The sequence below is a fragment of the Chryseobacterium sp. IHB B 17019 genome, assembly GCF_001456155.1.
GTDB lineage: Bacteria > Bacteroidota > Bacteroidia > Flavobacteriales > Weeksellaceae > Chryseobacterium.
Window position 1 is genome coordinate 771,564 of sequence record NZ_CP013293.1, and the last position, 24,095, is coordinate 795,658.

The 24,095-nt window shown below is 34.4% G+C and carries 24 protein-coding genes and 1 tRNA gene; 9 read left to right on the forward strand and 16 right to left on the reverse strand.

The features are described 5' to 3' along the window. Positions 1–258: 258 nt before the first annotated feature. From ATE47_RS19350 to ATE47_RS03505, 6 genes are all read right to left on the reverse strand, one after another. A complete protein-coding gene (locus ATE47_RS19350) occupies positions 259–600 on the reverse strand; it encodes a hypothetical protein (RefSeq protein ID WP_228376316.1) in 342 nt (113 codons plus the stop codon). A 234-nt stretch (positions 601–834) separates the two neighbouring features. Next, positions 835–3,048, reverse strand: coding sequence for a hybrid sensor histidine kinase/response regulator (locus ATE47_RS03485; RefSeq protein ID WP_062160653.1), 2,214 nt, complete (start codon positions 3,046–3,048; stop codon positions 835–837). 333 nt (positions 3,049–3,381) lie between these two features. Next, positions 3,382–4,077 (reverse strand): LytR/AlgR family response regulator transcription factor, encoded by a 696-nt coding sequence (locus ATE47_RS03490; protein ID WP_062160654.1) that lies wholly within the window; start codon positions 4,075–4,077, stop codon positions 3,382–3,384. A gap of 54 nt (positions 4,078–4,131) precedes the next feature. Further along, positions 4,132–4,608, reverse strand: coding sequence for a Dps family protein (locus ATE47_RS03495; RefSeq protein WP_062160655.1), 477 nt, complete (start codon positions 4,606–4,608; stop codon positions 4,132–4,134). A 1,123-nt stretch (positions 4,609–5,731) separates the two neighbouring features. After that, positions 5,732–6,916, reverse strand: coding sequence for an aspartyl protease family protein (locus tag ATE47_RS03500; protein WP_062160656.1), 1,185 nt, complete (start codon positions 6,914–6,916; stop codon positions 5,732–5,734). A 146-nt stretch (positions 6,917–7,062) separates the two neighbouring features. Further along, entirely contained in the window at positions 7,063–8,064 is a 1,002-nt protein-coding gene (locus tag ATE47_RS03505; protein ID WP_062160657.1) for an NAD(P)H-dependent oxidoreductase, read from the reverse strand. Positions 8,065–8,157: 93 nt separating this feature from the next. Between ATE47_RS03505 and ATE47_RS03510 the strand changes: the two genes are divergently transcribed. After that, on the forward strand, positions 8,158–8,532 hold the full coding sequence (locus tag ATE47_RS03510; RefSeq protein WP_082632469.1) for a winged helix-turn-helix transcriptional regulator: 375 nt from the start codon (positions 8,158–8,160) through the stop codon (positions 8,530–8,532). Positions 8,533–8,811: 279 nt separating this feature from the next. On the opposite strand, the gene ATE47_RS03515 is transcribed toward ATE47_RS03510, so the two are convergent. Then, positions 8,812–9,270 carry a hypothetical protein gene (locus ATE47_RS03515; protein ID WP_062160658.1) on the reverse strand — a complete coding sequence of 153 codons (459 nt, stop codon included), beginning with the start codon at positions 9,268–9,270 and terminating at the stop codon, positions 8,812–8,814. Between the two features lie 357 nt (positions 9,271–9,627). Here ATE47_RS03515 and ATE47_RS03520 point away from each other — a divergent pair, with 357 nt between their 5' ends. From ATE47_RS03520 to ATE47_RS03530, 3 genes are all read left to right on the forward strand, one after another. Then, a complete protein-coding gene (locus ATE47_RS03520; protein WP_062160659.1) occupies positions 9,628–10,377 on the forward strand; it encodes an SDR family oxidoreductase in 750 nt (249 codons plus the stop codon). Between the two features lie 48 nt (positions 10,378–10,425). After that, the gene (locus ATE47_RS03525; protein ID WP_062160660.1) at positions 10,426–11,343 is read left to right on the forward strand and encodes a helix-turn-helix domain-containing protein; all 918 of its coding nucleotides are present in this window, start codon (positions 10,426–10,428) and stop codon (positions 11,341–11,343) included. A gap of 121 nt (positions 11,344–11,464) precedes the next feature. Continuing rightward, on the forward strand, positions 11,465–11,941 hold the full coding sequence (locus tag ATE47_RS03530; protein WP_062160661.1) for a DinB family protein: 477 nt from the start codon (positions 11,465–11,467) through the stop codon (positions 11,939–11,941). A 19-nt stretch (positions 11,942–11,960) separates the two neighbouring features. Here the strand turns inward: ATE47_RS03530 and ATE47_RS19150 are convergent, their stop codons facing one another. Further along, the gene (locus tag ATE47_RS19150) at positions 11,961–12,137 is read right to left on the reverse strand and encodes a hypothetical protein (RefSeq protein WP_185097122.1); all 177 of its coding nucleotides are present in this window, start codon (positions 12,135–12,137) and stop codon (positions 11,961–11,963) included. Between the two features lie 232 nt (positions 12,138–12,369). On the opposite strand from ATE47_RS19150, the gene ATE47_RS03535 reads away from it, so the two are divergent. Then, entirely contained in the window at positions 12,370–12,615 is a 246-nt protein-coding gene (locus ATE47_RS03535; protein WP_185097123.1) for a hypothetical protein, read from the forward strand. A gap of 139 nt (positions 12,616–12,754) precedes the next feature. On the opposite strand, the gene ATE47_RS03540 is transcribed toward ATE47_RS03535, so the two are convergent. The 3 genes from ATE47_RS03540 to ATE47_RS03550 all read right to left on the reverse strand — a co-directional run bounded on the left by ATE47_RS03540 (position 12,755) and on the right by ATE47_RS03550 (position 16,712). Next, positions 12,755–13,909 (reverse strand): serine hydrolase domain-containing protein, encoded by a 1,155-nt coding sequence (locus tag ATE47_RS03540; protein WP_082632472.1) that lies wholly within the window; start codon positions 13,907–13,909, stop codon positions 12,755–12,757. A 101-nt stretch (positions 13,910–14,010) separates the two neighbouring features. Then, the gene (locus tag ATE47_RS03545) at positions 14,011–15,081 is read right to left on the reverse strand and encodes a serine hydrolase domain-containing protein (RefSeq protein ID WP_062160663.1); all 1,071 of its coding nucleotides are present in this window, start codon (positions 15,079–15,081) and stop codon (positions 14,011–14,013) included. 911 nt (positions 15,082–15,992) lie between these two features. After that, entirely contained in the window at positions 15,993–16,712 is a 720-nt protein-coding gene (locus ATE47_RS03550) for an AAA family ATPase (protein WP_062160664.1), read from the reverse strand. Between the two features lie 399 nt (positions 16,713–17,111). On the opposite strand from ATE47_RS03550, the gene ATE47_RS18855 reads away from it, so the two are divergent. After that, a complete protein-coding gene (locus tag ATE47_RS18855) occupies positions 17,112–17,615 on the forward strand; it encodes a hypothetical protein (protein ID WP_150114773.1) in 504 nt (167 codons plus the stop codon). On the opposite strand, the gene ATE47_RS03555 is transcribed toward ATE47_RS18855, so the two are convergent. Together ATE47_RS03555 and ATE47_RS03560 are read right to left on the reverse strand one after the other, a co-directional pair. Next, positions 17,583–17,662: transfer RNA gene (locus ATE47_RS03555), tRNA-Leu, on the reverse strand. The genes ATE47_RS18855 and ATE47_RS03555 overlap by 33 nt on opposite strands. A gap of 66 nt (positions 17,663–17,728) precedes the next feature. Beyond that, positions 17,729–18,496 carry an MBL fold metallo-hydrolase gene (locus tag ATE47_RS03560; RefSeq protein ID WP_062160665.1) on the reverse strand — a complete coding sequence of 256 codons (768 nt, stop codon included), beginning with the start codon at positions 18,494–18,496 and terminating at the stop codon, positions 17,729–17,731. 54 nt (positions 18,497–18,550) lie between these two features. Between ATE47_RS03560 and ATE47_RS03565 the strand changes: the two genes are divergently transcribed. Continuing rightward, positions 18,551–19,978, forward strand: a complete 1,428-nt coding sequence (locus tag ATE47_RS03565; protein ID WP_062160666.1) for a TonB-dependent receptor — start codon at positions 18,551–18,553, stop codon at positions 19,976–19,978. A gap of 12 nt (positions 19,979–19,990) precedes the next feature. After that, a complete protein-coding gene (locus ATE47_RS03570; protein WP_062160667.1) occupies positions 19,991–20,440 on the forward strand; it encodes a GAF domain-containing protein in 450 nt (149 codons plus the stop codon). Between the two features lie 191 nt (positions 20,441–20,631). Here ATE47_RS03570 and ATE47_RS03575 read toward each other — a convergent pair whose 3' ends face one another. The 3 genes from ATE47_RS03575 to ATE47_RS03585 all read right to left on the reverse strand — a co-directional run bounded on the left by ATE47_RS03575 (position 20,632) and on the right by ATE47_RS03585 (position 23,560). Beyond that, the gene (locus ATE47_RS03575) at positions 20,632–21,378 is read right to left on the reverse strand and encodes an ABC transporter substrate-binding protein (protein ID WP_062160668.1); all 747 of its coding nucleotides are present in this window, start codon (positions 21,376–21,378) and stop codon (positions 20,632–20,634) included. A gap of 25 nt (positions 21,379–21,403) precedes the next feature. Further along, positions 21,404–22,726: a magnesium transporter gene (gene mgtE, locus ATE47_RS03580; protein ID WP_062160669.1), complete on the reverse strand. Its 1,323-nt coding sequence runs from the start codon at positions 22,724–22,726 to the stop codon at positions 21,404–21,406. A 291-nt stretch (positions 22,727–23,017) separates the two neighbouring features. Continuing rightward, the gene (locus ATE47_RS03585) at positions 23,018–23,560 is read right to left on the reverse strand and encodes a hypothetical protein (RefSeq protein ID WP_062160670.1); all 543 of its coding nucleotides are present in this window, start codon (positions 23,558–23,560) and stop codon (positions 23,018–23,020) included. A 172-nt stretch (positions 23,561–23,732) separates the two neighbouring features. Here ATE47_RS03585 and rpsO point away from each other — a divergent pair, with 172 nt between their 5' ends. Beyond that, positions 23,733–24,002 (forward strand): 30S ribosomal protein S15, encoded by a 270-nt coding sequence (rpsO, locus tag ATE47_RS03590; protein WP_027378204.1) that lies wholly within the window; start codon positions 23,733–23,735, stop codon positions 24,000–24,002. Positions 24,003–24,095: the final 93 nt, after the last annotated feature.

The window sequence follows — 24,095 nt, forward strand, 5'->3', positions numbered from 1 at the left end:
AGGCGGAAACTGTCGTTGAATGAGAAAATAAGATTGTCATATTCAGAAGATTATTTTACAAAAGAAAAAGTTGTTTTATTCAAATAAGTTGTGGGAAACAAACTGCAAAACAATCTTGACTTGCCGAAAACAAAACACACAGTTTGTCATTCCGGTAGGAATCTAGGCATTTTAGATTCTTTCAGAATGACAAAAAATGGCACAAAAAAATCACTGGAAAATTCCAATGATTTTAAATAGATTTAGATGAATATTCAATTACTTATAAAGCCATTTCCTAATTAGCTTCGTATAATTTGGCATCACCACGTAAATCACCAGAAAAACCAGACAGCCGGTACTCACTAACGTATCAAAATAACGATTGGCAGGAATATTCATTAATCTTAAAGAGGGCAATAACAACAATTGCATCATTAATGACAAAGGAAAAATGGCAGACCAAGTTGCCAGATATTGTTTCCATTGAACCGGAACTTTGGTGTCTGTTTCTTCGCCATAGAACAAAAAATCCAACCCGGATTTGATTTCGTAATTATCTTCTTTTGTGAATAATGGATGTGCTTTATCAATCAATGTTTTTCTGGTATCAGATTCCATCCAATTTCGGAGATTTTCAATGGTATCAAATCGGATAATCACGGTGTAAACAAAAGTCAGATTCGGAATCGGACGAACGATTTGCCAGTCGATAAAACCTTTGGCACTTTTGGAAACGGGCAGGATTTCATCGAGCCATTTTTCGTAATTCGATTTGTTTTCCGTTCAAAACGTGATGCGTGATAACCACAGATGCGCCTTGAGTTTCCATAATGAGATTGGTTTTTAATTAATTTAATTATCGATGGCTTGCATAAATAATTTAGTTTCAAAGAAAGATTTCAGCAAAACATCTTCTACTTCTTCCAAAGCTTTTTCTGATGCCGGATTTTCTTCGGTTGTTAGTTCTAAAATATCTAATTTTTCCTCTAATAAATGAAGCAAACCCATTATTGCCACACTCGATTTCAAATCGTGTGCTTTCAATTTTAGTAATTCGAAATCTTTGTTTTCATAAGCCAGTTTCAGTTCCTGCAAATGAGTCGGGACATTATCTAAAAACTGCTGCGTCACGGTTCTTTCAAAATTTTTGTCGCCATTGCTGATAGACTTCAAATAAGTAAGGTCGATGAACTCGTAATTAGAAGCTGTTTCTTCAGCTTCTGTTTCGGTTTTTTCGTTTTCTTTCAATCCGAAATTGGAAATTAGTTTGAATAATTCTTCCTCTATGATAGGTTTTGAAATGTATTCGTTCATTCCACGGCTCATACATCTTTCGCGTTCGCCCGCCAAAGCGTGTGCGGTCATTGCGATGATTGGCGTGTTCAGTTTAAGTTCCTCACGGATTGTTTGTGTGGCCACGTAACCGTCCATTTGTGGCATTTGGATGTCCATTAAAACCAAATCACAGTCGTTGTTTCTGAGAAATTCTACTGCTTCCAGACCATTGTTTGCAGTTTCAAAATCGACGTTCCATTGTGAGAGAAGATGCTTCATCAGATTTTGATTGATAGCGTTATCATCCACGATTAGCACTCTCAAAGGCGTATTTGTTTTATCTTTAAAATAATCTATATCAATTTTAGGAATTACATTAAGCTGTTCTTTCTCAATTGTGTAAGGAATATAAAAATGGAAAGTGGTACCTTTTCCCTGCTCGCTTATCACTTCGATATCACCATTCTGCAACTGAATCAGGCTTTTCACAATCGATAAACCAAGTCCGGTTCCTCCGTAATTTCGTGTCGTTGAATCTTCGCCCTGATTGAATCTTTCAAAGATTTCAATGAGTTTTTCTTTATCAATTCCGATTCCCGTATCAGAAACTTTAAAGCCAACAATGACTTCGTTTTCGGTCTGTTGTTTATTGTAAATTTCGATATTGATAGTTCCCTGATGCGTAAATTTGATGGCATTTCCGATGAGGTTGACCAGAATCTGAGTCAGTCTCGTGGCGTCGCCATTCAAAGTATCAGGAATTGAAGTGTCGATTTTGCTGGAAATCGTCAATCCTTTTTCTTTGGCGCGTTCCATAAAAAATGTTTCAATAGAATTCGCTAATCCACTGATGCTGAACATACTTTTGGTAATACGCATCATACCGGCTTCGATTTTCGATAAATCGAGAATATCATTAACAATTGCCATCAGATTCTCTCCTGAACGCTGAATTGACGAGACAAATTCTTTAGAGGTTTCATCCAAAGGTCTTTTTTGTAAAAGGTTTGTAAAGCCGAGAATTCCGCTCAAAGGAGTTCTGATTTCGTGGCTCATATTGGCTAGGAAATTTTCTTTGGTTTGCGCGGCAACAGAAGCTTTTCTCTCCGCAACATCCAATTCCTGAATCAACAATCGCTGACGTTTGAACTGACGAAGAATGTGATAACCAACGATTGAACCGCTTAAAATCAAAAGAATCAATAAGGAAATATCATATAACCTTGCTTTTTGTCCCATCGCTTCAGTCTCTTTGCTGAGGTCAACCATATGAAGTTTTCGGCTTTCGTAAATTTTTGCAGTGATAGAAGTGATTTCGTTCGAAATTTTTCTAGCTCTCGGGTTGGCAATGGAAGTGTTGTCGTCCATATTTCCAAGGGTGTGATAACGGAACAGTAATTTATCCTTCGTTGTTTTCTTTTCCATCGCAAGAACGCTCAATCTGTGAATCAGCTTTTCTTCTATGTCATCTGAATTGTCTTTGGAAAGTGAATCCAGAAAGTTTTCTATCTGATTAATTTTCTGGTCGATTCCTTCAAGATGAGTGGTGTCATTGGTCGCAATAGAAGCTCTGATTCTGCTTTCCACGCCGAGAATATCACGGTCGATTTCACGCAAATGATTGCTGGAACGTAATTCGTTGAGAAGTCGGTTGTTATTTTTAATGAGTTCTTTGGTATTTTTAGCTGAGTTGATTTGAACTGCTATCAATAGGAGAGAACCCGCAATAAATGTGAGGATGATGAAATAGCTGAACCGTCTGTTTCCCATTACTGAGGATATTTTTTTCATAAGCGCTTGTACTTATTTGGAATTGTTGAAAACCACTTTAGAATTGTAAAGCCACCCCGTAAAAAATCCTTTGAATTTTCGCCATCAGTGTCTCAATATTTTTTATTTATTTAATTGATTCGGCGAATCTCGTTCCTCGATTTCCAGAGGAGGGGAATTTTTACAGTCGAATTGGAACGTTGAATTGTCGCAGCCCGACTTGAGCGGAAATCCTTTTTTGCTTGTTCTTAAGTTCTATTTAAACTGAAATCTTGTGCAAAAAAGATTGGGAGCGGAAGGCGGATAAAGCTGCCCAAACCTAACAAAGTGGTTCGACGTAGTCAAATAAAAATTCTAAAAGACATTCATTCTCGTGTTGAGAGCCTTTCTGTAAGCGTCAGCGACGGGAATAAATTTTCCGTTTATCATAATTCCGCCGTCCTGAAGTGTGTCTATCTTGCCAACCGAAACGATGTATGAGCGATGAACTCTGATGAAATGGTCTTTTGGGAGACGTTCTTCCGCTGTTTTCATCTTGCCATGGATGGCAAACATTTTTTCCCTTGTGTAAAACTTCACGTAATCGCCCATTGCCTCCGCATAAAAAATATCGTCGAGCTTCAAACGCCTTGTGATATTGGAATCTCTTACGAAAAGGAACTCATCTTTGGTCACTTCAACATCTTCTTTTCTGCTTTCCAAAATCGATTGCGCTTTGCTTACCGCCTGTAAAAATCTTGCAGGCATTACGGGTTTCAGGATGTAATCTGCGATATTCAGTTCGAAAGCTTCGAGTGCGTAATCCTTATTTGAAGACGTAAAAATGATGATGACATCTTTCCCTGCAAGGTTTTTGGTGAGTTCGATTCCGGTCATTTCCGGCATTTCGATATCGAGAAATATCAAATCTACCTGATTGTTCTGCAAATGATTGTAAGCTTCAATCGCGTTGGAATATTCATTGACAATCGTCAAATTCGGGACTTGTTTTGCCAAGTGTGCGAGCGTGGTTCTTGCGATATCATTATCATCAACAATTAAGGCTTTCATAGGGATAGTTTATTATGGTTGACACAAATATAATTATTCCTTTCCTTATTTTCTTTAATTTCTGAAGTAAGAACGAATCATCCAAGCCATTTCTTCGTGCGTTTCTATCAGGCTTGTGATGAAGTCGCTGGAACCGTAATCTTTGTATTTTTCAGCGAAAGGTGTAACATTTCCTCTAAGAAAATCGATGATGCTTTCGTGGTCTTTTAGTAAATCTTTCATAAAGCCTAATCCGTCATTGGCTCTGTCGCTGTATTCGGTAAGGTGCGTCAATTCAAGATAGATCTTCATTGTGGCAGGTGCATAATGTCCGATTTTTCTTAGACGTTCTGCAACGCTGTCAATCAACTCGTCCAACTGTTTGTACTGTTCTTCGAAGAAAATATGGTTTGCGTGGAAATTGTCGCCAGTCACGTTCCAGTGAGCGTTTCTTGTTTTGATGTAAAGTACAGTTTCGTCAGCTAATAATTTTGACAATTGTTCTGCAACAGCTTCTGTGTTTTGTTCTGTAAGTCCGATGTTTGTTTTCATAATTTTAAGATTTAAGTAAGAGCGGTATTGCTCTTTTTCTGATGTAAAGTTCAGAATGAATCTTAAAAAAATGATGACTTTTTCGGTGAATGGGCAAAATGAGTCGGTGAATTCAATTTTTAATTAAGTTTCATAATTAATAGAAAAATTATAAAATGTGATTTATTAAACTGGTTACATGTCAAGCACTTTTATCGTTATAAATTGTGATATCAAAATTAAACAATCAACAAAAAAGGAAAACAGAGTATTAGGACTTGCGCCACATCACAGCAATTGTAGACAATCAAAAAGAAATTTAGATTTTTATACTCAGGTTTTATCATGTTAAATATCTCATTTTTTAGAATTGCGCAAGATTTTAAAGAGATAAAAGGAAAAATTTTTCACAGCTTGGGCAGCGTTAACATCAATGGAAAGAACTTTTTATAGCGAGGTTGAAATCATCAATAAAAATAATGTACCTAAAAGAGGCATTTTAGGAATGATGTAAAAAAAATTAACTTTTGCGTAAAGAATGAATGTTTGAATAGATTTTATGAGAGCTTTATAAAACATTATTCTGGTTTACTCTGACATAAAAAAACAAAAAAACAGCTCCATTTAGATTAAAATGGAGCCATTTGGCTGTGTGTGACCTTAACGAGCGTATCTTCAAACACTTTTATCGATGATTTGGTTCGATTGAGTCAAATTAAACAAGAATTACAAAAACTCATTTTTAACAAATAATTTCTTCTAGTTCTTGTCATATGTAGTATAATTTTAAAAATTAATAATAATCGCCTAAAGCCTATATAGCATATAAATATTTTAAAATTGATATCAAAATTTTATTAACACAAGAGTTCATCAATTATAGAGCTATATTCTTAAATCAAGAAGATTTTAATATCAAAAAGTTTAAGGACAATTGATTTTAATTTCACGATCCGCCAGATCCTTTGACGCATCTACTACATAACCGATGTAAGGACCATTTCCAATTTTGATCATACGGCAAGCGTATAGCTAATTATGAAATTAGAACTATTTTTAGTATTTATAAAAATTGGGTTTAATTGTTAACAGTCAAACCCAACCTTATCTGCATTTACTAATATTTTAAAGTATAATATTTATATTAATTTTTCAGTTTAATTTTTACTGATCTAATTTGATTATCATGATCTACATATTTCAGTATTACGCTGTTTTTTCGCTGGAGCAACTGGTCGTATGTATAAATGTCTTTACTTACAATATTATTAATAGATACAATCTTCAGCCCTTTTTCCAGTCCTTTTGTATGAGCGTCGGAATTTTCCATAACATTTGATATTATAATATTGCTTCTATCTTCTGTATACTCGAAAGAGAGAGCTTTAGCTAATGGTTCAAAGTCTTTATTAAAAAGGTCGTTAGGCTTTAAATAAAGATTTTTATTCTTATAATCCAGTATAAAATTAAACCTATTAATGATCTCACTTCCAAGGATCCCTAAAAGATTATCTAAAGAACTGACACCCTGTTTATCCGAAGATAAAGAAATCCCTAAATTTTTATTTTTAATTGTAGTATTACCTAATTGAATACTTTTAATAAGTCCTTTACTGTAATTCGTATTATTGCTCAGATTGCGACTGCTGTACGATACTTTTTTACCAATCTTATTGAGCAAATCATTTTTCTCCTTATAAGGTGTATTTACCAGAAGAGTAAGCCTTGCACCGCTATCAAATAGTACGTCACCTGAAAATTTTTCATTATTTTTCAGTTCAAAGGTAATTCGAACTTTAGGAATGCCGGAGAAAAGCTCAAAAGGAATCTTTTCGTAGCTATCATAATCTATAAGATCATCAGGCTTGTACAAATTCATGGTCTGTGTTTCAAAATCAATTTTAGTGAGATAATTTGTTAAAATCGCAGCACCAATGATTCCGTCAAACTTTTTCTCATAGGATGTATTAAGCCTTGATAAGTCATCTAAAACAATATTTGTACTATCTATAAATTGATTTCTATCAAAAAATATTTTTTGATTGGTCATTATATCGTAAAGTTTTTTCCCTCCAGCTCCGGTCACTTCTGTTTGGTAATTAGCTTTAAGATTATATTTTTCTGCTATTTTTTTATCTAACAGAGTAGTGCCTGCTCCCGTATCGAAAAAAAAAAGGAGACTGTCTTTTTGATTTTCCATAGGAAGTTTTATAAAAATAGCTTTTTTGTCTTTGGATAATTCGAAAGATAGTTTTATCTGTTGTGCGTAACTATTGACTGCACCGAAAACGATTAAAAAGAAAATTAATTCTTTATATTTTATATTCATAATTTATTTTTATTTTATAAATTGAGCTGTTACCAGCATGTGTATTAGTTATCCATTATTATGTACCATTAAATTATTTTATTGCAGTTTATTTGAAAATTAATTCGATGAGCAGAAGTAAAAAATTACATGTTTAATTTTTATTTTTAAGCACTTACAACATATTTTTCTATGATAGGTCTATCGCTAGATTCATCCCAAATTAATTTCCAGTTTTCTGTTTCAATAACATTAATTTCTTTTTGGCTTTCTTTTTCTTTGGCTTGTAGATGCACTTGAAAACGTATATCAAATCTATTCCTTTCAATTTCCTCGATTATTACATTTTTAACTTCGTGTTTAATTGGAACTTCTAGTTTTTCTTTTATTGCGTAGTACCATGCATTAAACTCGGTGTGTCCTTTCATATTGCCGTATCCGGGAAATGTGAATTCTATATCTTTATGAAGGTATTGAATAAAGTAACCGTTTTCATCTAATCTGTCAAAATGGCTAAACCATTTGTGAATAAAAGTTCCCACCTTTTCTTTATTCCCTTTAGAAAACTCCTGAATTTTTTCAATTAGTTTTTCTGCATGAGCCATAGCATTTTCTTTTACTTCCGACATGGAATTGTATATTTCAGGTACATAAGCATTTCGATAAGAGTACAAAGGCTGATTATAAATCATTTGTATATGATAAATCGACTGCTGCATTGGTTTTAAAATATCTTCTATACTGAAACGATTATACCCAAGAGGTGTAAAAGACTCTTTTGAACCACCCAAAGTAATACTTTGTAAAAAATGTTTGCCTTTAAGCTTATCTCCTCCTGTACCATAAGCGAATCCCCAAGTCATCACATCATCAAAATACTTTTTTAAAATAGAGGGTGTATAATACCAATAAAGAGGATGTTGAAAAATTAAAAAATCAGCCTTAAGCAAAGCAGCTTGCTCTGCCTCTATATCAATTTTATAATCAGGATATAACGAGTCCAGATGACGCACCTCTAACTGAGATTCTGGGATTGTTTTTTTTATATGTTCAATAATTGTTTTATTGGCTATTGAATTCTCTAAGTCCGGATGCGATAGTATGATTAAGATTTTCCTGTCATTACGGTTTAAAGAGTTGGTGCGAGTCGTTGAATTTTTTGTTTTCATTTTTTTAAACTATATAAATTATAGTTGCAAAACTATTTCTATATTTGAACCCAATCAATAACTGTCAAACTTGATAGGTTAAAATAATTTGAAATGAATAGGAAAACATCTTCAGCCAATGAAATTAATAAATTGAAATTCCATTGTGAGATGGACGTTGCCATGCATTATGTGGGTGGAAAATGGAAAACGGTAGTGCTTTGGTACTTAATAGAGGATAAAAAAAGATTTAACGAAATAAAAAAACTCATCCCAAACATCACCGAAAAAATGCTTTCAATTCAATTGAAAAGTTTAGAAGAAGACGGGATTATAAAAAAGGAAGTTTTTAATGTAAAACCTCCTTTAAAAGTAGAATATTCATTAACTGATTTTGGTAAAACACTTATTCCTTTATTGCAATACTTGGTTACTTGGGGAGGTTTTGTTGTAAAAGAAAAATCGCACTCAATACACACAAAACAGTAATCCCGAAAGCATAGATACTGCAGATATTTAACCGAAAATATCAATACGGATACCTTATTTTCCATTTTTAACTACCACAAAACCATAATCGAATTTATATTCCATCGTTGACCGGCCACCTCTATCAATCAAGTTTTTCACCGAAAGAGGTTTTGAACCTAATTTATTTAGATAAACAAGATCAGATGGCATGTTTACGCCTTGTTCCAAGGTTGAAGTTGCAAAGCAAATTTTACACAACCCTGCATTTATGTATTTTTCAAGGATACTTCTAATTTTTCAAGGAAGAGAACCGTGGTGAATTACGATACCTCGTTTTAAATAGCTAATAAGTTTCGAATAGTAATCCTTATTTCTATCCGTGGTACCTCCCGTATATTCAGTAAGATCTTGTATGTAGTCATTTACAATTTCGTCACTGTATTCATTACATAACTTTATATAATCTTGAAATTCTGTAAATACTTTATTATTTTTTATTGAAACCTTCGATTCAAAAGGCGACAAGACTTTGAAATTTCCCATAACGAATTTGTCAATACCAAAATGGTGGAAACTTGAAGATGATTTTTCATGATGAAAAAAGAATTGACCAACATTCTTTTGAACAAATTGCCTGAAATTTCCACTATTAAATTCGATATTGTTTTTTAGAAATTGAGCTTCGGGGTTTCTAACAAAAGGATGTGCAAATACAAAAGTAGAATTTGGAAAATTTTTATAACAACGTCTTACCATACCATCAAATAATAGTCCTCATGTAGATTCTTCATTGGACAATTGGGCTTCGTCGAATAGAAACAAGTCGATAACAATGATAAAATAAAGTAATTCTAAAACAGACTCGATTAGCCCTCTTCACCTCTCGTTCAAATCGTTTAGAAAGGTTATGAAGACAGAGAATCCCATTATTTGTTTAGTATTTTGCATTAAGCTAACAGTTGCTTCAAGTAGACGAGGTCAAGCCAAATAAAACAATAATAAGTTATGGTTAAAGAAGTTTGGCTGTCAATTAGACTACAATATTTTCCATTTCGACTACATCTGGCAAAAAACAATAAGAGAATTTTGTGTTTCAATATAAAAAAATAAAATATGGAGACAACGAAAGAAAAAATTGAGGGAAAGGTTGTAGTTATTACAGGAGCAAGCAGTGGAATAGGAGCTAGTATTGCATTGAAACTCTCTCAGTACGGAGCTAAAGTGGTATTGGGCGCGCGAAGAAAAGACAAACTAGAGGAGTTGGCTGCACAGATCAAAAAATCAGGTAATGATGTGGAATATTCCACAACGGACGTTACAAAATCAAAGGATTTGATCATATTAGTCCAAAAGGCAGTCGATACTTTTGGTAGGGTGGATGTCATCATCAACAATGCTGGTGTCAGTCAATTGAGCAGAATTGATGATTTAGATATTGACGGCTGGGATCAGATGATCGATATCAACCTTAAAGGGGTATTATATGGTATGGCAGCTGCAATTCCTATATTTAAACAGCAAAAAAGAGGGCACATTATCAATATCATATCAACTTCGGGAATAAAAATAGTACCCATGCAAGGAGTGTATGCGGGGACAAAAAATGCCATCCGAACCATTGGAGAAGCTTTTCGTCAGGAGTCGAACGGTGAGATCCGTATCACGGGCATTTCTCCTGGTGTCGTAAAAACAGATTTTGCAAATGGCATTAAGAACGACCAGATGAAATTGATCATTAAAGAAAATATGGAAAAACTGGCGATAGATCCGGTTGCAATAGCCAACGCTGTGATATATGCAATGGAACAACCTATCGATGTAGAAATTGGTGACATTGTTATTCGTCCTGCCATACAAAATTAACGTGATCAGAGGAATTCAACAATATAAATCGTAAATTTATCAGGTCAAATGAAACCAGTAAATCCGACAGTGCAGCGTTTCAAAAATATATCCGAGTTGATGTCTTATCTACATCAGCCTGTACCATCGCATCCGCTTATAGCTATTGTTAATTATGATAATATGGCAGTGAATACTTTGAGAAAGCAACAAAAAATCGCTATTGATTTTTATAAGATCTCATTCAAGCCAAGTTTTAAAGGCCAAATAAAATATGGTCAGGGATATTATGATTTTCAAGGAGGAGGTCTGGCTTTTCTGAAGCCACAACAAATAGTTACCTCTTCCGATGATGAAAGAGGGTATGAAGGATATTCACTTTATTTCCATACCGATTTTATCAGAAATTATCCATTGGCAAATAGTATTCATCAATATGGATTTTTCTCTTATTCGGCTTCAGAAGCGCTATTTCTCTCTGATAAAGAGCAGCGGGTTATTGGTGATTTATTTAGAAGTATTGAGTCAGAACTCAGTAATAATATTGACCAATATAGTCAGGATGTGCTCGTTAGCCAGATAGATTTGCTGCTGAATTACAGCAATCGGTTTTATAACCGACAATTTATCACCCGCAAAATAATAAATAATGAAATAATAGCGCAGTTGGATGATTTGTTGGAAGACTATTTTAACAAAGAAACCCCACTTATCAATGGACTACCAAGTGTCCAATATATATCCGGACAATTGAATGTTTCCCAACGGTATTTAAGTGATATGCTCCACGTGATAGCAGGTCAAAACACACAGCAATACATTCACGAAAAAATAATCGCAAGAGCAAAAGACAGATTATCAACTACAAATTTATTAGTAAGTGAAATTGCTTATGAACTGGGTTTTGAACACCCTCAATCTTTCAGTAAGTTATTTAAAACAAAAACTGAACAAAGCCCGTTAGAGTTTCGAAATTCTTTTCATTGATCGAAAGTTGAACATTAGTAGGGTATAAATTCAGCACAAATTTTCCTTTACTTTCGATTATTTTTTTTGCTTGGTTTGCCGTTTTACTTAAGTATTCTTTAATTTTACTACGAATAAAAATATGACAAGGCTTGAAAAACAAATCATTGACACATGGCTTATCAACCATCGAACCAATCTTATGCTTATTGAAGAACTAACCCAGGAAGCATTGGATTATACCACATCAAAGCGTGGGGGCGGAACAATCGGACATCAGCTTGCGCACATGTACAATGTGCGTTTATGGAAACTGGAGAAATACGATAAAAAGCTGGTTTTGGATTTAAAAGCTATCACAGCCAAAGAACCCAAAACAACTTCAATGCTTAAAGATTGTCACATCATTTCGGCAGAGCGGGTAGCGGTGGCTTTGGAAGCCGGACTAAAAGATGATGCGGCTATTAAAGGATTTAAAAGAGGAGTAGTTCCACTTCTCGGTTACTTTATTTCACACGAAGCGCACCACCGTGGGAACATTTTGTTAACCCTGAAAATCTGTGGTTTTAAGATCAATGACAAACTTCAATATAATATTTGGGACTGGAACAATATATAAACTTAAAAAAATAATAAGCTTACATTGGTAGAAAGTTCTTTCTTTTTCTTACCTCTTGCAGCAAAAGCTGAAGGAGGCGCTGTATCCTGCATTCAACAGGAACTTGTCCTAAAAATCCGATAGCTAAATTAAATCCTGTTACTCTTAAGTCAACTAATTCAAGTTCCTTAAGGTAAACTTGTTGTTCATCTGACATTTCGAAGTTTTCAGATAAACTCAACGGATTGTTGGCTACATACTTAGCAGCTTTTAATCTAACCTCCTTTTTTAACTATATTCAACAAACGCTACGCTTACTATAAACCAAAAACCTCCCAATAAGGAGAGGTTGCAAAAACATAAATGATAAAAATCTTTTCTCCGTTCTTTCTCATCATTTTTGTAAAAATGATATGAATTGTGGGAACAAAATGAAGGAGAAAAGATATATGATAAATAGCTTAAAATTAGAATTCTTCTGCTATCATTGCCTCTCTTACTACTGCGGCAGTGCTTCCCATATTAGAAAGCGTACAGGTAAAACAGAAACCAATGGAATTGATTTCTATCAGAATAATTATATGAAAGATTATTACAAATCATTTGGGTTTAATGTTACTTACAAATTCGGAAAGCTTAAATACGAAATTAAAAGTACCAGAAGAAAAATTCAGAATAACGATCTGGCGAATTGACAGCTTTGAAGATTGATTGATAACCTTAGAACATTCCAGAAAAGGAAATAATGAATTGGCTTTATTTCTTTTTAAATAATAATCAACATTTGAATGTTGATCATTATAATAAAGGCTTTACGGCGATAACTTATGCGCCTTATTTTTTGATTTTCATCTCAGATGCGTATTTATGCAGTTTTTCATAAATATCAAAGAATTTATCTTCATCAGCTTCATTTAATGAAGTGTTGAAAAATACAATTACGGCTGTTTTCTTATCAAGATTAGAAAGCATAAAAGTCCTTACACCTGGGTCTGAGCCATTGTGTCCAATTCTTGTGCCTCCCATTTTTGTAGCCCAGAAGATCCCTGAATTTAACTTATCCAGTTTTACATTGTCAGGTTTTTTAGATGCTGTAAACTGAAACCGGATCATTTCTGCTGCTAGTTCTTTTTTCAATAACCTTTTGTTGTTGTATCTCCCGTTATTCAAGAGAGCGATAAAAAATTTAGATAGTTCATTTACCGAGGTCCTAACGCCACCATCTGGGTAAGTTGTGCCTTGATATAATGGAACAGATTTTATAATGTTGTGTTCCTTTTGATAAAGTTTGGAATGGTTTTTAACATCGATGTCATTTAAACTCCAGCCGGACTTAGCCATTTTTAAAGGGTTAAAAATATTTTGTTTGCTATATTCACTAAGTTTTTTGCCGGTCCTTAGCTCAACAATATATCCGGCCAAACCTGCTCCTATATTAGAATAGTCACGATTGGTTCCCGGTTTTGCATTTAGGAAATTATCTTTTGAATAATGTTTACCACCTTTTACAAAGTAGTTTTTAAAGAAGTCACCTAGTGGCTCAGGTTTTTGCCCGTTGTAAAAATAAGTGCTGTCGGTATAGAAGGGATATCGGTCTGCCAGTGCGGAAGTATGCGTTGCCAGATGTCTCAATGTGATTTTTTCATCTGGAAAATTAGGGTTGATGACTGTGAAGGGCAGATAATTATTGATATCTTCATCTAATGCCACCTTTCCTTCCTCAACTGCTTTCATGACACAAAACCCTGTAAAGGTTTTGCTTATGGAGGCAATATTCATAATAGTTGAAGGCGTGAATGGAATTTTGTTTTCCTTGTCAGCATAGCCATATCCGTGTGTCCAGACTACTTTTTTGTCTATGATAATGGCGGCTCCTATTCCAACAATTCCAGCATCACCCATCTTTTTCTCGACAAGGCTGTCTATAGATTTAGCTTTATTGCTAATGGTTTGAGTATAGAAATTTTGGCAGTAAAATATTGTGATCATCAAACATATTAATGAAAATTTGGTACTTGGTCTTTTCATGGGTATTGGTGTTTATTGGTTTGAAATTTGAATTGCTAAAATTCTGAAGGATCTGGATATTATTATTTCACTTTCAGATTTTCCAGGCTTAGCTTCGCAATATCCTTCACCAACTGGGTAGGAGAGTTGCAGTCGCAGTTGCTGAATCCTAACACATAAATGTCTTCACTGGGGATATACACCGCCATCGATTTAAATCCAAAGACGCTTCCGCCGTGCTCTCTTGTAGCAGTCCCGTTGATGCTTTTTAGATGCCATCCGTAGCCGTATTCAATTTCTTTTCCGTCATTCAGCTTGTATTTGGTGAACGCTTTCATTTCATTCTTAGAATTCAGCAATAGATTTTTATTGAGCGCATTTTGCCATTTCAGCATATCATCTAAAGTCGACATCAACGATCCCGAAGCAAACGGAACACTGAAATTAATAACCGTTTTATTCACGTAACCGTAGCTTTTTTTATGATAACCGTACGCTCTGTTTTTAATAATTTTTCGGTCGGTTGCGTAGTAAGAATTGGTCATTCCGATTTTGTCAAATATATTTTTCCTGATAAAATCTTCATAAGTTTCACCTGAAGTAAGTTCGATAATATAGCCCAAAACCACATATCCCGAATTATTGTAGTCAAACTTTTGTCCGGGAGCGAAATCGACCGGTTCATTTTTGAAAAAGTTGACCATTTCTTCGGGCGTCATTTCCTTCTGAGCAATATCGGCAATCGTTTTCATTTTTGTAAAATCTTTAATGCCCGAAGTGTGAGTTAGTAGATGATGAATAGTAATATTGTTCCCATTCGGATAGCTCGGAATATATTTTGAAATAGGATCACTGACCTTCAGTTTTCCCTGCTCTTCGAGCATCAGAATAGCAATAGCGGTAAACTGCTTTGTCATAGATCCGATCTGGAAAACACTGTTGATATTCAGTTTTGCATCCAGTTCGAGATTCGCCATTCCGAATGCTTTTTGGTACACGGGTTTGCCTTTTTGAGCTACCATAAAAACACCGCCAGGCCCGTCAGATTCTTTGAATTCCGACAAAATCAAGCTGTCAATCTTTTGATCTAATTTCTGTGCATTGAGTGAAAATGCCAGTACCATGGTAGAACAGAATAAAAATATTTTTCGCATAATGACATGTATTTAATGCAAAGATATATTAATAATTTAATACTGTGCAATACAAAGTAGTAAATTTATTTGATGATCTCTAGTACATAATCGAGTCGCATACAAAACGGCTTGGGAAGAAAACGATACGCTTCAATATAAGCACGCCATTCTTTCGGCTTTCTCTTGCGTTTACAGTCCTTAAAAATTCTCCTTCTTAGTATGAGAATTAGCAGTTAACCTTGTGTAAGTTCATCCAGGACAATTTAAAGATTTTTCAGGCGTTGTTGTTGACCGTCATTATGGACTTAATAGCCTTCCTATTACGAATTTGATTGTTTTAAATTGAATACGGTATATTTATTAAAGGAATATGTGAGTGGAGGTTAATACTAATATTCAAAATTTCCATTTCGTATCATAAAATATCTTTTTCGTATCACTTAGTGCACAAAGAGTAATTAATTTTGAAAAGTTAGATCCTAAATTAATATCTATGAAAAAATATGTTTTATTTATAATACTTCACGTTACCTATTTTGCTTTGCACAGCAATACCATCCGCTTACTCCTCAGGAGTAAGAAAAAGGACTATTACCGCAATTCGGGTTTATGATCTACACACCCATTCAGGATACCACGCTATCCGTAGCCTGTCTAAGGAAATGTAATCACCACGGGAGATGGTGTACTGTCTTTTGATACCGGGTTGATTAATCATTATGGGGATATCAATATTCCTATCTTCCTACAGACCATGAAGGTTGGTATCTGCTTAATGGCAGGGCACTTTCTACATTACCGGTAACTACCATTTGCAAAAAATAAAACATACTGATAGCCTAACCCGTCGAATTCATCAACTATTTCACCAATTCCGTTATATTATCTTTATTCCTCTCAATGATGGCATTTGAATGCTATCAAAGTGTCTAAATATCATTAAATAAATGACGGAAATACATTTCTGGTGATTCTAAAAAACTTCTTGTCAGCTGATAATGCTCCGTATCCTTATAATTTGTGAGTTTAATTTCTTCGTTTAACAAAAAGATATTTGAATTAGGATAACTCATTAAAATAGGGGAATGTGTAGAAATAATAAACTGAGCTTTTCCTGCTTTTTCAAGTTTATGGATAATTGATAATAACGAAAGTTGTCTTAGCGGAGATAAAGCAGCTTCTGGCTCATCAAGAATATAAATTCCGTTTTGGAATTGATTATTAAACAAGGCTAAAAAAGCTTCGCCATGAGACCTGTGATGTAGTGATCTTCCTCCGTAGGCATCTAAAATTTCACCATCTTCTTTAGCAATCTCATCAATATAAGTAGCAAAATTAAAAAAACTCTCTGCTCTCATAAAAAAACCTTGCCCTGTTTTTATTTTCCAAGATAATATGAGATATTCTGATAATTCTGATTCGGTTTTGTAAAAACTATAATTATGATTTCGATTACCCCCAGACAGGTTGAAATTACATTTATCAGCAATAGCTTCTAATAAAGTAGATTTACCTATACCGTTTTCACCAACAAAGAACGTAACATTGCTTTTGAGTGTAATGTCTAAACCACTTTTTAAAAAAGGAAGATTGAAAGGAAAGCCTTCAGGATGGTCGTTTTTTAGATAGATTCTTGATAAATAAGGCATGATAGTTTCATCATTAGTTTTTGATTTATTGCAAAAACTATGCAAATAGCTTTTATTATTCTACAATTACTACAGACAGAGGTATTTCGAGGTGTATGCAATATAATACCATAGATACTTAATTTCTTCTCTTAAGTTATAACATACAGTATACCTCATTCGGGGACGCGATAATAGAAAGCAATAATATATTCTTAGCCTTTCATACTGGATATAGATCAAGATAGTAAGACAGGCGATAGTGCATCTACGGGACGTTCTGGAAATAAATATTATTACTACCATTGCCAGTCTCCGTGTTCATACCGGTACAAATCTGAGATTATTAATTCAAAATTTTTAGAGATATTGCAGTCATTGGAAATGCGTGCATCCATAAAAAATTATTTAAAAAAGGTATTGAAACAAAATTTTGAAAAATTAATTAATAATCCCCAACAGGAAAGGAAAACAATTCTATTAGAGATAGATCGTTTAAACAGCAGGTTCAAACAGGCAAGAAATAAACTGATGGAAGGGGTAATTGATGATGAAGATTATTTTGAAATTAAAACCGAATGTAAAGGGCAAATTGAAAAACTCGAAGCTAAATTAACTAAAGGAAAAGATAACAAAAAAATAGATTTTTTAAGACTACTAGACCAAGCATTATCGAACCTGGTAGATCTTGCGAAAGTCTATACTGACGGGGATATTGACGTGAAACGCAAAATAATTGGTTCGATATTCCACCAAAAATTGCAATTTTCAAAAAATCATTATCGAACCACCCGACCTAATGTTTTACTCTCTTATATATACCAGATAAACAATGAGTTAGGAACTAAAAAAACCGGAAAGAAAGTGAATTATCACCTCTTTCCGGTATTGTACCCAGGACCGGGATCGAACCGGTACTCCTAAGAACTGGTGTTTGAGACCAGCGCGTCTACCAATTCCGCCACCTGGGCTGCTTTAAATCGGTGTGCAAATATAAAAACTTTTATTAATTCTCAAAAGCTTTTAAAGAAAAATTTTTAAAAAAATACCTCCAAACCATCGTAGGCAAGATGCATTCCGGAAGGAAGTTGTTTATCCTCAATATCATGCAATCCCAGATGATGACTGATATGAGTTAAAAATAATTTTTTAGGTCTAAGCTCTTCAAACAATTTAATAACATCCGGCAGGATAAAATGAGCAGGATGAGGATCAAATTTCCTGATACAGTTTAAAATCAAAACATCCAGATTCTTTAATTTTTCCTTTTCGGTATCTGAAATAAAACCGGCATCCGTAATGTAGGCAAGGTTCTTGAATTTATATCCGAATACCGTAATTTTATAATGTATCACCTCAATTGGAGTGATTTCCGTATCCAAAATGGTAAAAGGTTTATTTTCAATTTCATGTAAATCAAAAGCAGGCGCTCCAGGATATCTTACATCTGTAAAAGCATACGGGAAACGCTTTTTTACCTCATTTCCAACTCTCTGGTAACAGTAAAGCGGCATATCTTTTCCACTTTTAAAAATCAGGGGACGCATATCATCAAGGCCGATCACGTGATCATTGTGCTCATGGGTCAGAAGTGCAATATCTACGTTGTGCTCGTGGTTTACAAGCATTTGTTGTCTGAAATCAGGACCACAATCAATAAGGATTTTTTTGTTTTCGTCCGTAGTTACCATCACAGAAGATCGAAGGCGACTGTCTTTGGGGTTATTCGAAATACATACTTCACAAGTGCAGCCAATCACGGGCACACCCTGGGAAGTTCCCGTTCCTAAAAATTTCAACTTCATTTTCTTTTGAGGTTGGTTTAATTTTGGTAAATTTACGAAAAATTTAATGTTCTAATGTATCAGAAACTAACTCCTAAACAAAAAGCATTAACAATTAATCTAGATCCTACTATTTATGGTACTTTCGCAGAAATTGGTGCAGGGCAGGAGACTGTTCGGCATTTTTTTAGAGCAGGGGGAGCTTCAGGTACAATTGCTAAGGCGATGTCTGCTTACGACAAAGATTTTAGTGATGCTATCTATGGAAAAGAGGTCAAAAACAGATACGTTACCCAAAACAGACTTCGAAAAATGCTTCGCTATGAAGTAGCATTGATCGAGGAGAGAATCTCCAGGGAAAATAATCCCAACAGAAAGTTTTTTTCATACGCCAATACGGTTACGACAATTAATTTTGATAAAACGGTAAAAGGGCATGGATGGGTAGGAATACGTTTTCAGGTAAAAGAAAATGAAGATTATAATGAAATTGTCATTCACGTAAAATTTAAAGAAAATGATGCTACCTTACAACAGGAAACCTTAGGGAATCTTGGGGTAAATCTTATTTTTGGAGCGTTTCATTATTTCGATAATCCTAGAAATTTAATCGAATCTCTTTATGATGATGTGGCAAAAGACAACCTTGAAATTGATATGATTGATTTCAGCGGGCCGGCTTTTGCGTATGTAGACAACAGGCTGATGTCATTACAGCTGGTAAAACACGGGATGACAGATGCGGTGATTTTCAATTCCGAAGGAAATAATATGCTTCCGGCAGATATTTTATACAAAAAAAATATTTTCGCGGTAAGAGGGAGCTTCAGACCGGTAACGAAAGTGAATATTGACATGCTGCAGAATGGTTTGGATATGTTCCTGAAAGATGCCCTTTGTACACCGGACGAAACAGAAGTTCTGATCGAAATTACCATCTCAAACCTCCGTGCAGACGGGGATATTGATGAAAGGGATTTCCTTGACAGGGTCGATATTCTGGGTACGTTAGGCTACACCGTTATTGTTTCCAATTATTCGGAATATTATCGACTGATTGATTACTTTGCTTCGTATACAAACGGAAATATTGGCGTCGCAATGGGAGTAAATAACCTGTTGATGGTTTTTGATGAGAAATATTATAAAAATTTATCGGGCGGAATTTTAGAAGCTTTCGGTAAGTTCTTCAGAAACGGAATGAGGGTTTATCTTTACCCTTACAAAGATCCTGAAACGCATGAGCTTTTGAATTCTTCAACCCTTAAAGTAGAGGAGAGTTTAAAAGAATTGTACAAATATTTTAAACATAATGACCGTATTGTAGACATTACCAATTACAATCCGGAGTTTTTGGAAATTTATTCAAGGGATATTTTGAAAAAAATTGCATGCAATATCAAAGGCTGGGAAACACAGGTTCCGGACGGTGTTGCGGAAATGATCAAAGAGCGCGGAATGTTCGGCTATAAAGAAGAATTTTCCTTAAAACAATTCTCTTAAAAACAATATATAATGTCAGAATTAAAAAAAAGACTTTTATCAATTCTTGAAAGTCCTAAACATAATACAGACGAGAAACTTGAAAAAGTTTGTCACCTTTTGGATCAGGAAATTTCTTATTTCAACTGGACGGGTTTCTATTTCAAAAATGGAGATAAGGACGAGTTGAAATTAGGCCCTTATGTAGGAGCACCCACAGATCATACCATTATTCCTTACGGAAAAGGAATTTGCGGGCAGGTTGCGGTTTCTAATGAAACTTTTGTTGTTCCGGATGTTCATCAGCAGGATAACTATTTAAGTTGTTCGATTGATACAAAGGCTGAAATTGTAGTTCCTATCTTCAAAGACGGGAAAAATATCGGTCAGATTGATATTGATTCTCATACAATTGATCCTTTTACAAAAGAAGACAGAGAGCTGTTGGAATGGCTTTGTAACGAGGTTTCAAAGATTTTATAATTTTAATTTAATTTAAAAGTTTAAATATCGACTTCGGCCCGAAGGGCCGGAGTCTTTTATTCTATTCTGATTTTAGTATTAACGCTTATGTGAACTCTAAAACAGAATTAATTTTAGATTAAATAAAATAATTAAAAGTATTCAGAAACTTTTGAGCTTTTGGTTTTAAAAATAATGTTATCGTGAAAATATTAGTGCAGGTTTGTGTTTAAAAGATCTATCTCAGCAATCATTTCCTTAAAATAATCCCCACACTTTGCAATATGCGTCCCATACCAGGAAAATGCCTCTCCGTCAACAATCATAATCTTCTTTTCAGGATAAAATTCTTTCAGTTCCTCGATGTGTTTTTCTTTAAAAGGAAACGGTTCGGAAGAAAGCATGATAATTTCGGCTTCAGCTAGGTCTTCAACGATAATTTGTGGGTAACGTGTCTTATCTTTAAAAATATTTTCAAAACCGATTTCAAATAAAATTTTATGAATAAAAGTATCGGAACCTACTGTCATATAAGGATTTTTCCAGATAAGGTAAGCAACTTTTATAGCAGAATTAATTTTGGTTTGGTTTAAAATTTCGTAAATTTTAAGATTAAAATGTTGTGCTTTCTCTTCTAGATTAAAGATTTTACCTAAATTTTTAAGCAAATAATAATTGTCTTCAATATTTTCAACATTGGTTACAATTACTTTAAAATCATCCATTAAAGCTTCGACCTGTTCTTTTACATTTTCTTCTTTATTAGCTAAAATTATATCAGGTTGTAAAGCTTTGATTTTATCAATATTAATATTTTTGGTACCTCCGATGACAGGAACATTTTTTACCATCTCTTCCGGATGAATACAGAATTTTGTCCTTCCGACAACTTCATTTTCCGTTAAGCCCAAATCAAATAAAGCCTCAGTAATAGAGGGAACGAGAGAAACAACTTTCATTTTATTATTTTAGATCTTGCTAAAATTACAAAAGTTTGCCCGTTAAGAAAAGTCCTGCCACGGAAAAATAAATGATAAGCCCGGTAACGTCTACCAAAGTTGCCACAAAAGGAGCAGAAGAAGTTGCGGGATCGAGTTTTAATTTTTTTAGAATAAATGGAACCATCGATCCGGAAAGCGTTCCCCAAAGTACGATCATTACTAAAGAAACACCAACACTCAATCCTACAAAAGGCCAGTACATTCCATAATTGAAGAAGCCGGCTTCATGCCAGATCATGATTCTTAGAAAACCGATTATCCCTAAAACTCCACCTAAAAACAATCCGGTGAAGATCTCTTTTTTCATGACATACCACCAATCTTTTAGGCCGATTTCCTGAAGAGCCATCGCCCTGATAATCAGAGTTGCAGCCTGTGAACCGGAATTTCCTCCACTGGAAATAATCAGCGGGACAAATAAAGCCAAAACTACCGCTTTCTGAATTTCATCTTCAAAATAGCCCATTGCAGAAGCAGTCAGCATTTCGGAAAAGAAAAGGATGATCAGCCACATGCCTCTCTTTTTTACCATTTCCATAAGAGAAGTTTGGGTATACGGTACATCCAACGCTTCCAAACCCCCGAATTTCTGGATATCTTCCGTGTTTTGCTGTTCGATTTGATCGAGAATGTCATCTATGGTTACAATTCCCACCAAAACTCCGGCTTCAGTTATGATTGGCAGAGCTGCTCGGTCATATTTTTCAAAGTACTGCACCGCGTCTTCTTTTGAGGTCGTTGTTGTTATGGCAACGAAATGATTATCAGTGATTTCTGAAATTAAAGTATCTTCTTCGGCCAAAAGTAAACTTCCCAATGCAATATCGTCTATCAACCTGTTTCTTTCGTCGACTACATAAAGGTAATTCATGGTTTCCACCCTGCTTCCGACCTTTTTTATCTGCTGAAGGCATCTTTTTATCGTCCATTCTTTACGGATCTGGATATAATAAGGCGTCATCAGACGGGCAATAGAATCAGAATCGTAGCCAAGAAGTTTCAAGGCAATTCTTCTTTCCTGCGGATTAAGATGGTTGATGGAATACTTGATCAGCTCATCCGGAAAATCTTCAAAAAGGGCAGTCCTGTCATCCGGTGTCATGGCATTCAGGATTTCGGAAACCTCGTCGCTTCCGATGCTTCTGATGGTTTCTTCCTGGAAATCAGGATCAAGATGAGAAAAAACATCGGCTTTATATTCTTTCGGAACCTTCAGAAACGCCAAAAGCCTCTCATCAGCGTGAAGTTCACTGAGAGTTTCGGCGATGTCGGCAGGGTTAAAGATAAGTTCGTCCTTAGAATTCAAAGCGTCAATTTTTTGATATGCAAAAATAATTTAAATTTTTAAGACTTACCAATGAAGTAGAAAAATTAAGGATTAATTAATTGCAATAAAAAAACACCCGTAAAAACTTACGGGTGCCCTGAAGAAATTTCAATTGAGATTGTAGTTTGAATTGTTTATACTAATGTAATAAAATAATTTAAATTATTCACCATTTTATGAATTTAAATTAATGAAATTCAATGGAAAGCATAATAATTTAGAAAATTAGTCGTAAAAAGTAAGTTGTAATTGTAAGTAGAAATCTTAGTGTTAAAGCTCTGCTTCCGAGGTTTTTATCTTTCTAAGCTGTTTCAGAATGTCTTTTATGGCTCCATTTGTACCTATTTTTACAGAATTTACGGTAGAACCCAGGAGGCGCATATTTTTTCTGTAAGTGTCATAGTCGGTTTCGGTAATGAGATTTCCACCGGCATCAAACAATTTCATACTCACCACAACCTGATTGGAAAAAACATATTTCCCGATTCCCACTTTGAAGTATTTCACTTTTGGAACAACGGCAAAATCCGCATCATTATTGACGCAGTAATCTGTAATAGTTTGTTTATCAATACTGTCGAATGGGATTTGAGTTTCCGTTCTGATCATTTTATTCTTCCTTTCACTCAGGTTATCAGAAACTGCACTGAAAAAAGCATAGTTAGTCGGTTCCTTGATTTCTTCAATATCAGGATCTACTTCAGGATTGAAATAGAGGATTTTTTTTATTTTATCATCTGTATTTTTCTGTGCCTTTAAGGAAATACCAGATAAAAGCAAGATAAGCGTGGTGAAAGTTATAAATTTTTTCATCATTAAATCGAATGCAAAATTACTGCCTTTTAATGGGATAACATAATTTTTTTAAGAAATTTTTAACACTTTTTTCTATCAATTTTAATATATGAAATCAATAATGTTTGCAGATTTAAAATAAAATCGTAATTTTGCAGCCGTTACATAATAATCATTAAACAATATTGGAATGTACTTAACAACAGAAAAAAAGCAGGAAATTTTCTCTAAACACGGGAAATCTGCACAAGACACAGGAAGTGCTGAAGGACAAGTTGCTCTTTTCACTTTCAGAATCAATCACTTATCTCAACACTTAAAAGCAAACCGTCACGATTTCAACACAGAGAGATCATTGGTAAAGCTGGTAGGTAAAAGAAAAAGATTACTAGATTATCTTAAAAACAAAGATATCAACAGATATAGAGCGATCATCGCTGAACTAGGTTTAAGAAAATAGTCTATAAAGATTTTCAAAATAAAAGCAATCTCGGAAGAGGTTGCTTTTTTTATTGTTATTTAATCAAATTAAGATAATAATATTACTGATCTG

What these genes read in the sequence shown, in the direction of transcription:
- ATE47_RS19350 (WP_228376316.1), bottom strand. Translation starts at nt 600, where the DNA reads ATGGAATCTGATACCAGAAAAACATTGATTGATAAAGCACATCCATTA.
- ATE47_RS03485 (WP_062160653.1), bottom strand. Translation starts at nt 3,048, where the DNA reads ATGAAAAAAATATCCTCAGTAATGGGAAACAGACGGTTCAGCTATTTC.
- ATE47_RS03490 (WP_062160654.1), bottom strand. Translation starts at nt 4,077, where the DNA reads ATGAAAGCCTTAATTGTTGATGATAATGATATCGCAAGAACCACGCTC.
- ATE47_RS03495 (WP_062160655.1), bottom strand. Translation starts at nt 4,608, where the DNA reads ATGAAAACAAACATCGGACTTACAGAACAAAACACAGAAGCTGTTGCA.
- ATE47_RS03500 (WP_062160656.1), bottom strand. Translation starts at nt 6,916, where the DNA reads ATGAATATAAAATATAAAGAATTAATTTTCTTTTTAATCGTTTTCGGT.
- ATE47_RS03505 (WP_062160657.1), bottom strand. Translation starts at nt 8,064, where the DNA reads ATGAAAACAAAAAATTCAACGACTCGCACCAACTCTTTAAACCGTAAT.
- ATE47_RS03510 (WP_082632469.1), top strand. Translation starts at nt 8,158, where the DNA reads ATGAATAGGAAAACATCTTCAGCCAATGAAATTAATAAATTGAAATTC.
- ATE47_RS03515 (WP_062160658.1), bottom strand. Translation starts at nt 9,270, where the DNA reads ATGGTAAGACGTTGTTATAAAAATTTTCCAAATTCTACTTTTGTATTT.
- ATE47_RS03520 (WP_062160659.1), top strand. Translation starts at nt 9,628, where the DNA reads ATGGAGACAACGAAAGAAAAAATTGAGGGAAAGGTTGTAGTTATTACA.
- ATE47_RS03525 (WP_062160660.1), top strand. Translation starts at nt 10,426, where the DNA reads ATGAAACCAGTAAATCCGACAGTGCAGCGTTTCAAAAATATATCCGAG.
- ATE47_RS03530 (WP_062160661.1), top strand. Translation starts at nt 11,465, where the DNA reads ATGACAAGGCTTGAAAAACAAATCATTGACACATGGCTTATCAACCAT.
- ATE47_RS19150 (WP_185097122.1), bottom strand. Translation starts at nt 12,137, where the DNA reads ATGTCAGATGAACAACAAGTTTACCTTAAGGAACTTGAATTAGTTGAC.
- ATE47_RS03535 (WP_185097123.1), top strand. Translation starts at nt 12,370, where the DNA reads ATGATAAATAGCTTAAAATTAGAATTCTTCTGCTATCATTGCCTCTCT.
- ATE47_RS03540 (WP_082632472.1), bottom strand. Translation starts at nt 13,909, where the DNA reads ATGATCACAATATTTTACTGCCAAAATTTCTATACTCAAACCATTAGC.
- ATE47_RS03545 (WP_062160663.1), bottom strand. Translation starts at nt 15,081, where the DNA reads ATGCGAAAAATATTTTTATTCTGTTCTACCATGGTACTGGCATTTTCA.
- ATE47_RS03550 (WP_062160664.1), bottom strand. Translation starts at nt 16,712, where the DNA reads ATGCCTTATTTATCAAGAATCTATCTAAAAAACGACCATCCTGAAGGC.
- ATE47_RS03560 (WP_062160665.1), bottom strand. Translation starts at nt 18,496, where the DNA reads ATGAAGTTGAAATTTTTAGGAACGGGAACTTCCCAGGGTGTGCCCGTG.
- ATE47_RS03565 (WP_062160666.1), top strand. Translation starts at nt 18,551, where the DNA reads ATGTATCAGAAACTAACTCCTAAACAAAAAGCATTAACAATTAATCTA.
- ATE47_RS03570 (WP_062160667.1), top strand. Translation starts at nt 19,991, where the DNA reads ATGTCAGAATTAAAAAAAAGACTTTTATCAATTCTTGAAAGTCCTAAA.
- ATE47_RS03575 (WP_062160668.1), bottom strand. Translation starts at nt 21,378, where the DNA reads ATGAAAGTTGTTTCTCTCGTTCCCTCTATTACTGAGGCTTTATTTGAT.
- ATE47_RS03585 (WP_062160670.1), bottom strand. Translation starts at nt 23,560, where the DNA reads ATGAAAAAATTTATAACTTTCACCACGCTTATCTTGCTTTTATCTGGT.
- rpsO (WP_027378204.1), top strand. Translation starts at nt 23,733, where the DNA reads ATGTACTTAACAACAGAAAAAAAGCAGGAAATTTTCTCTAAACACGGG.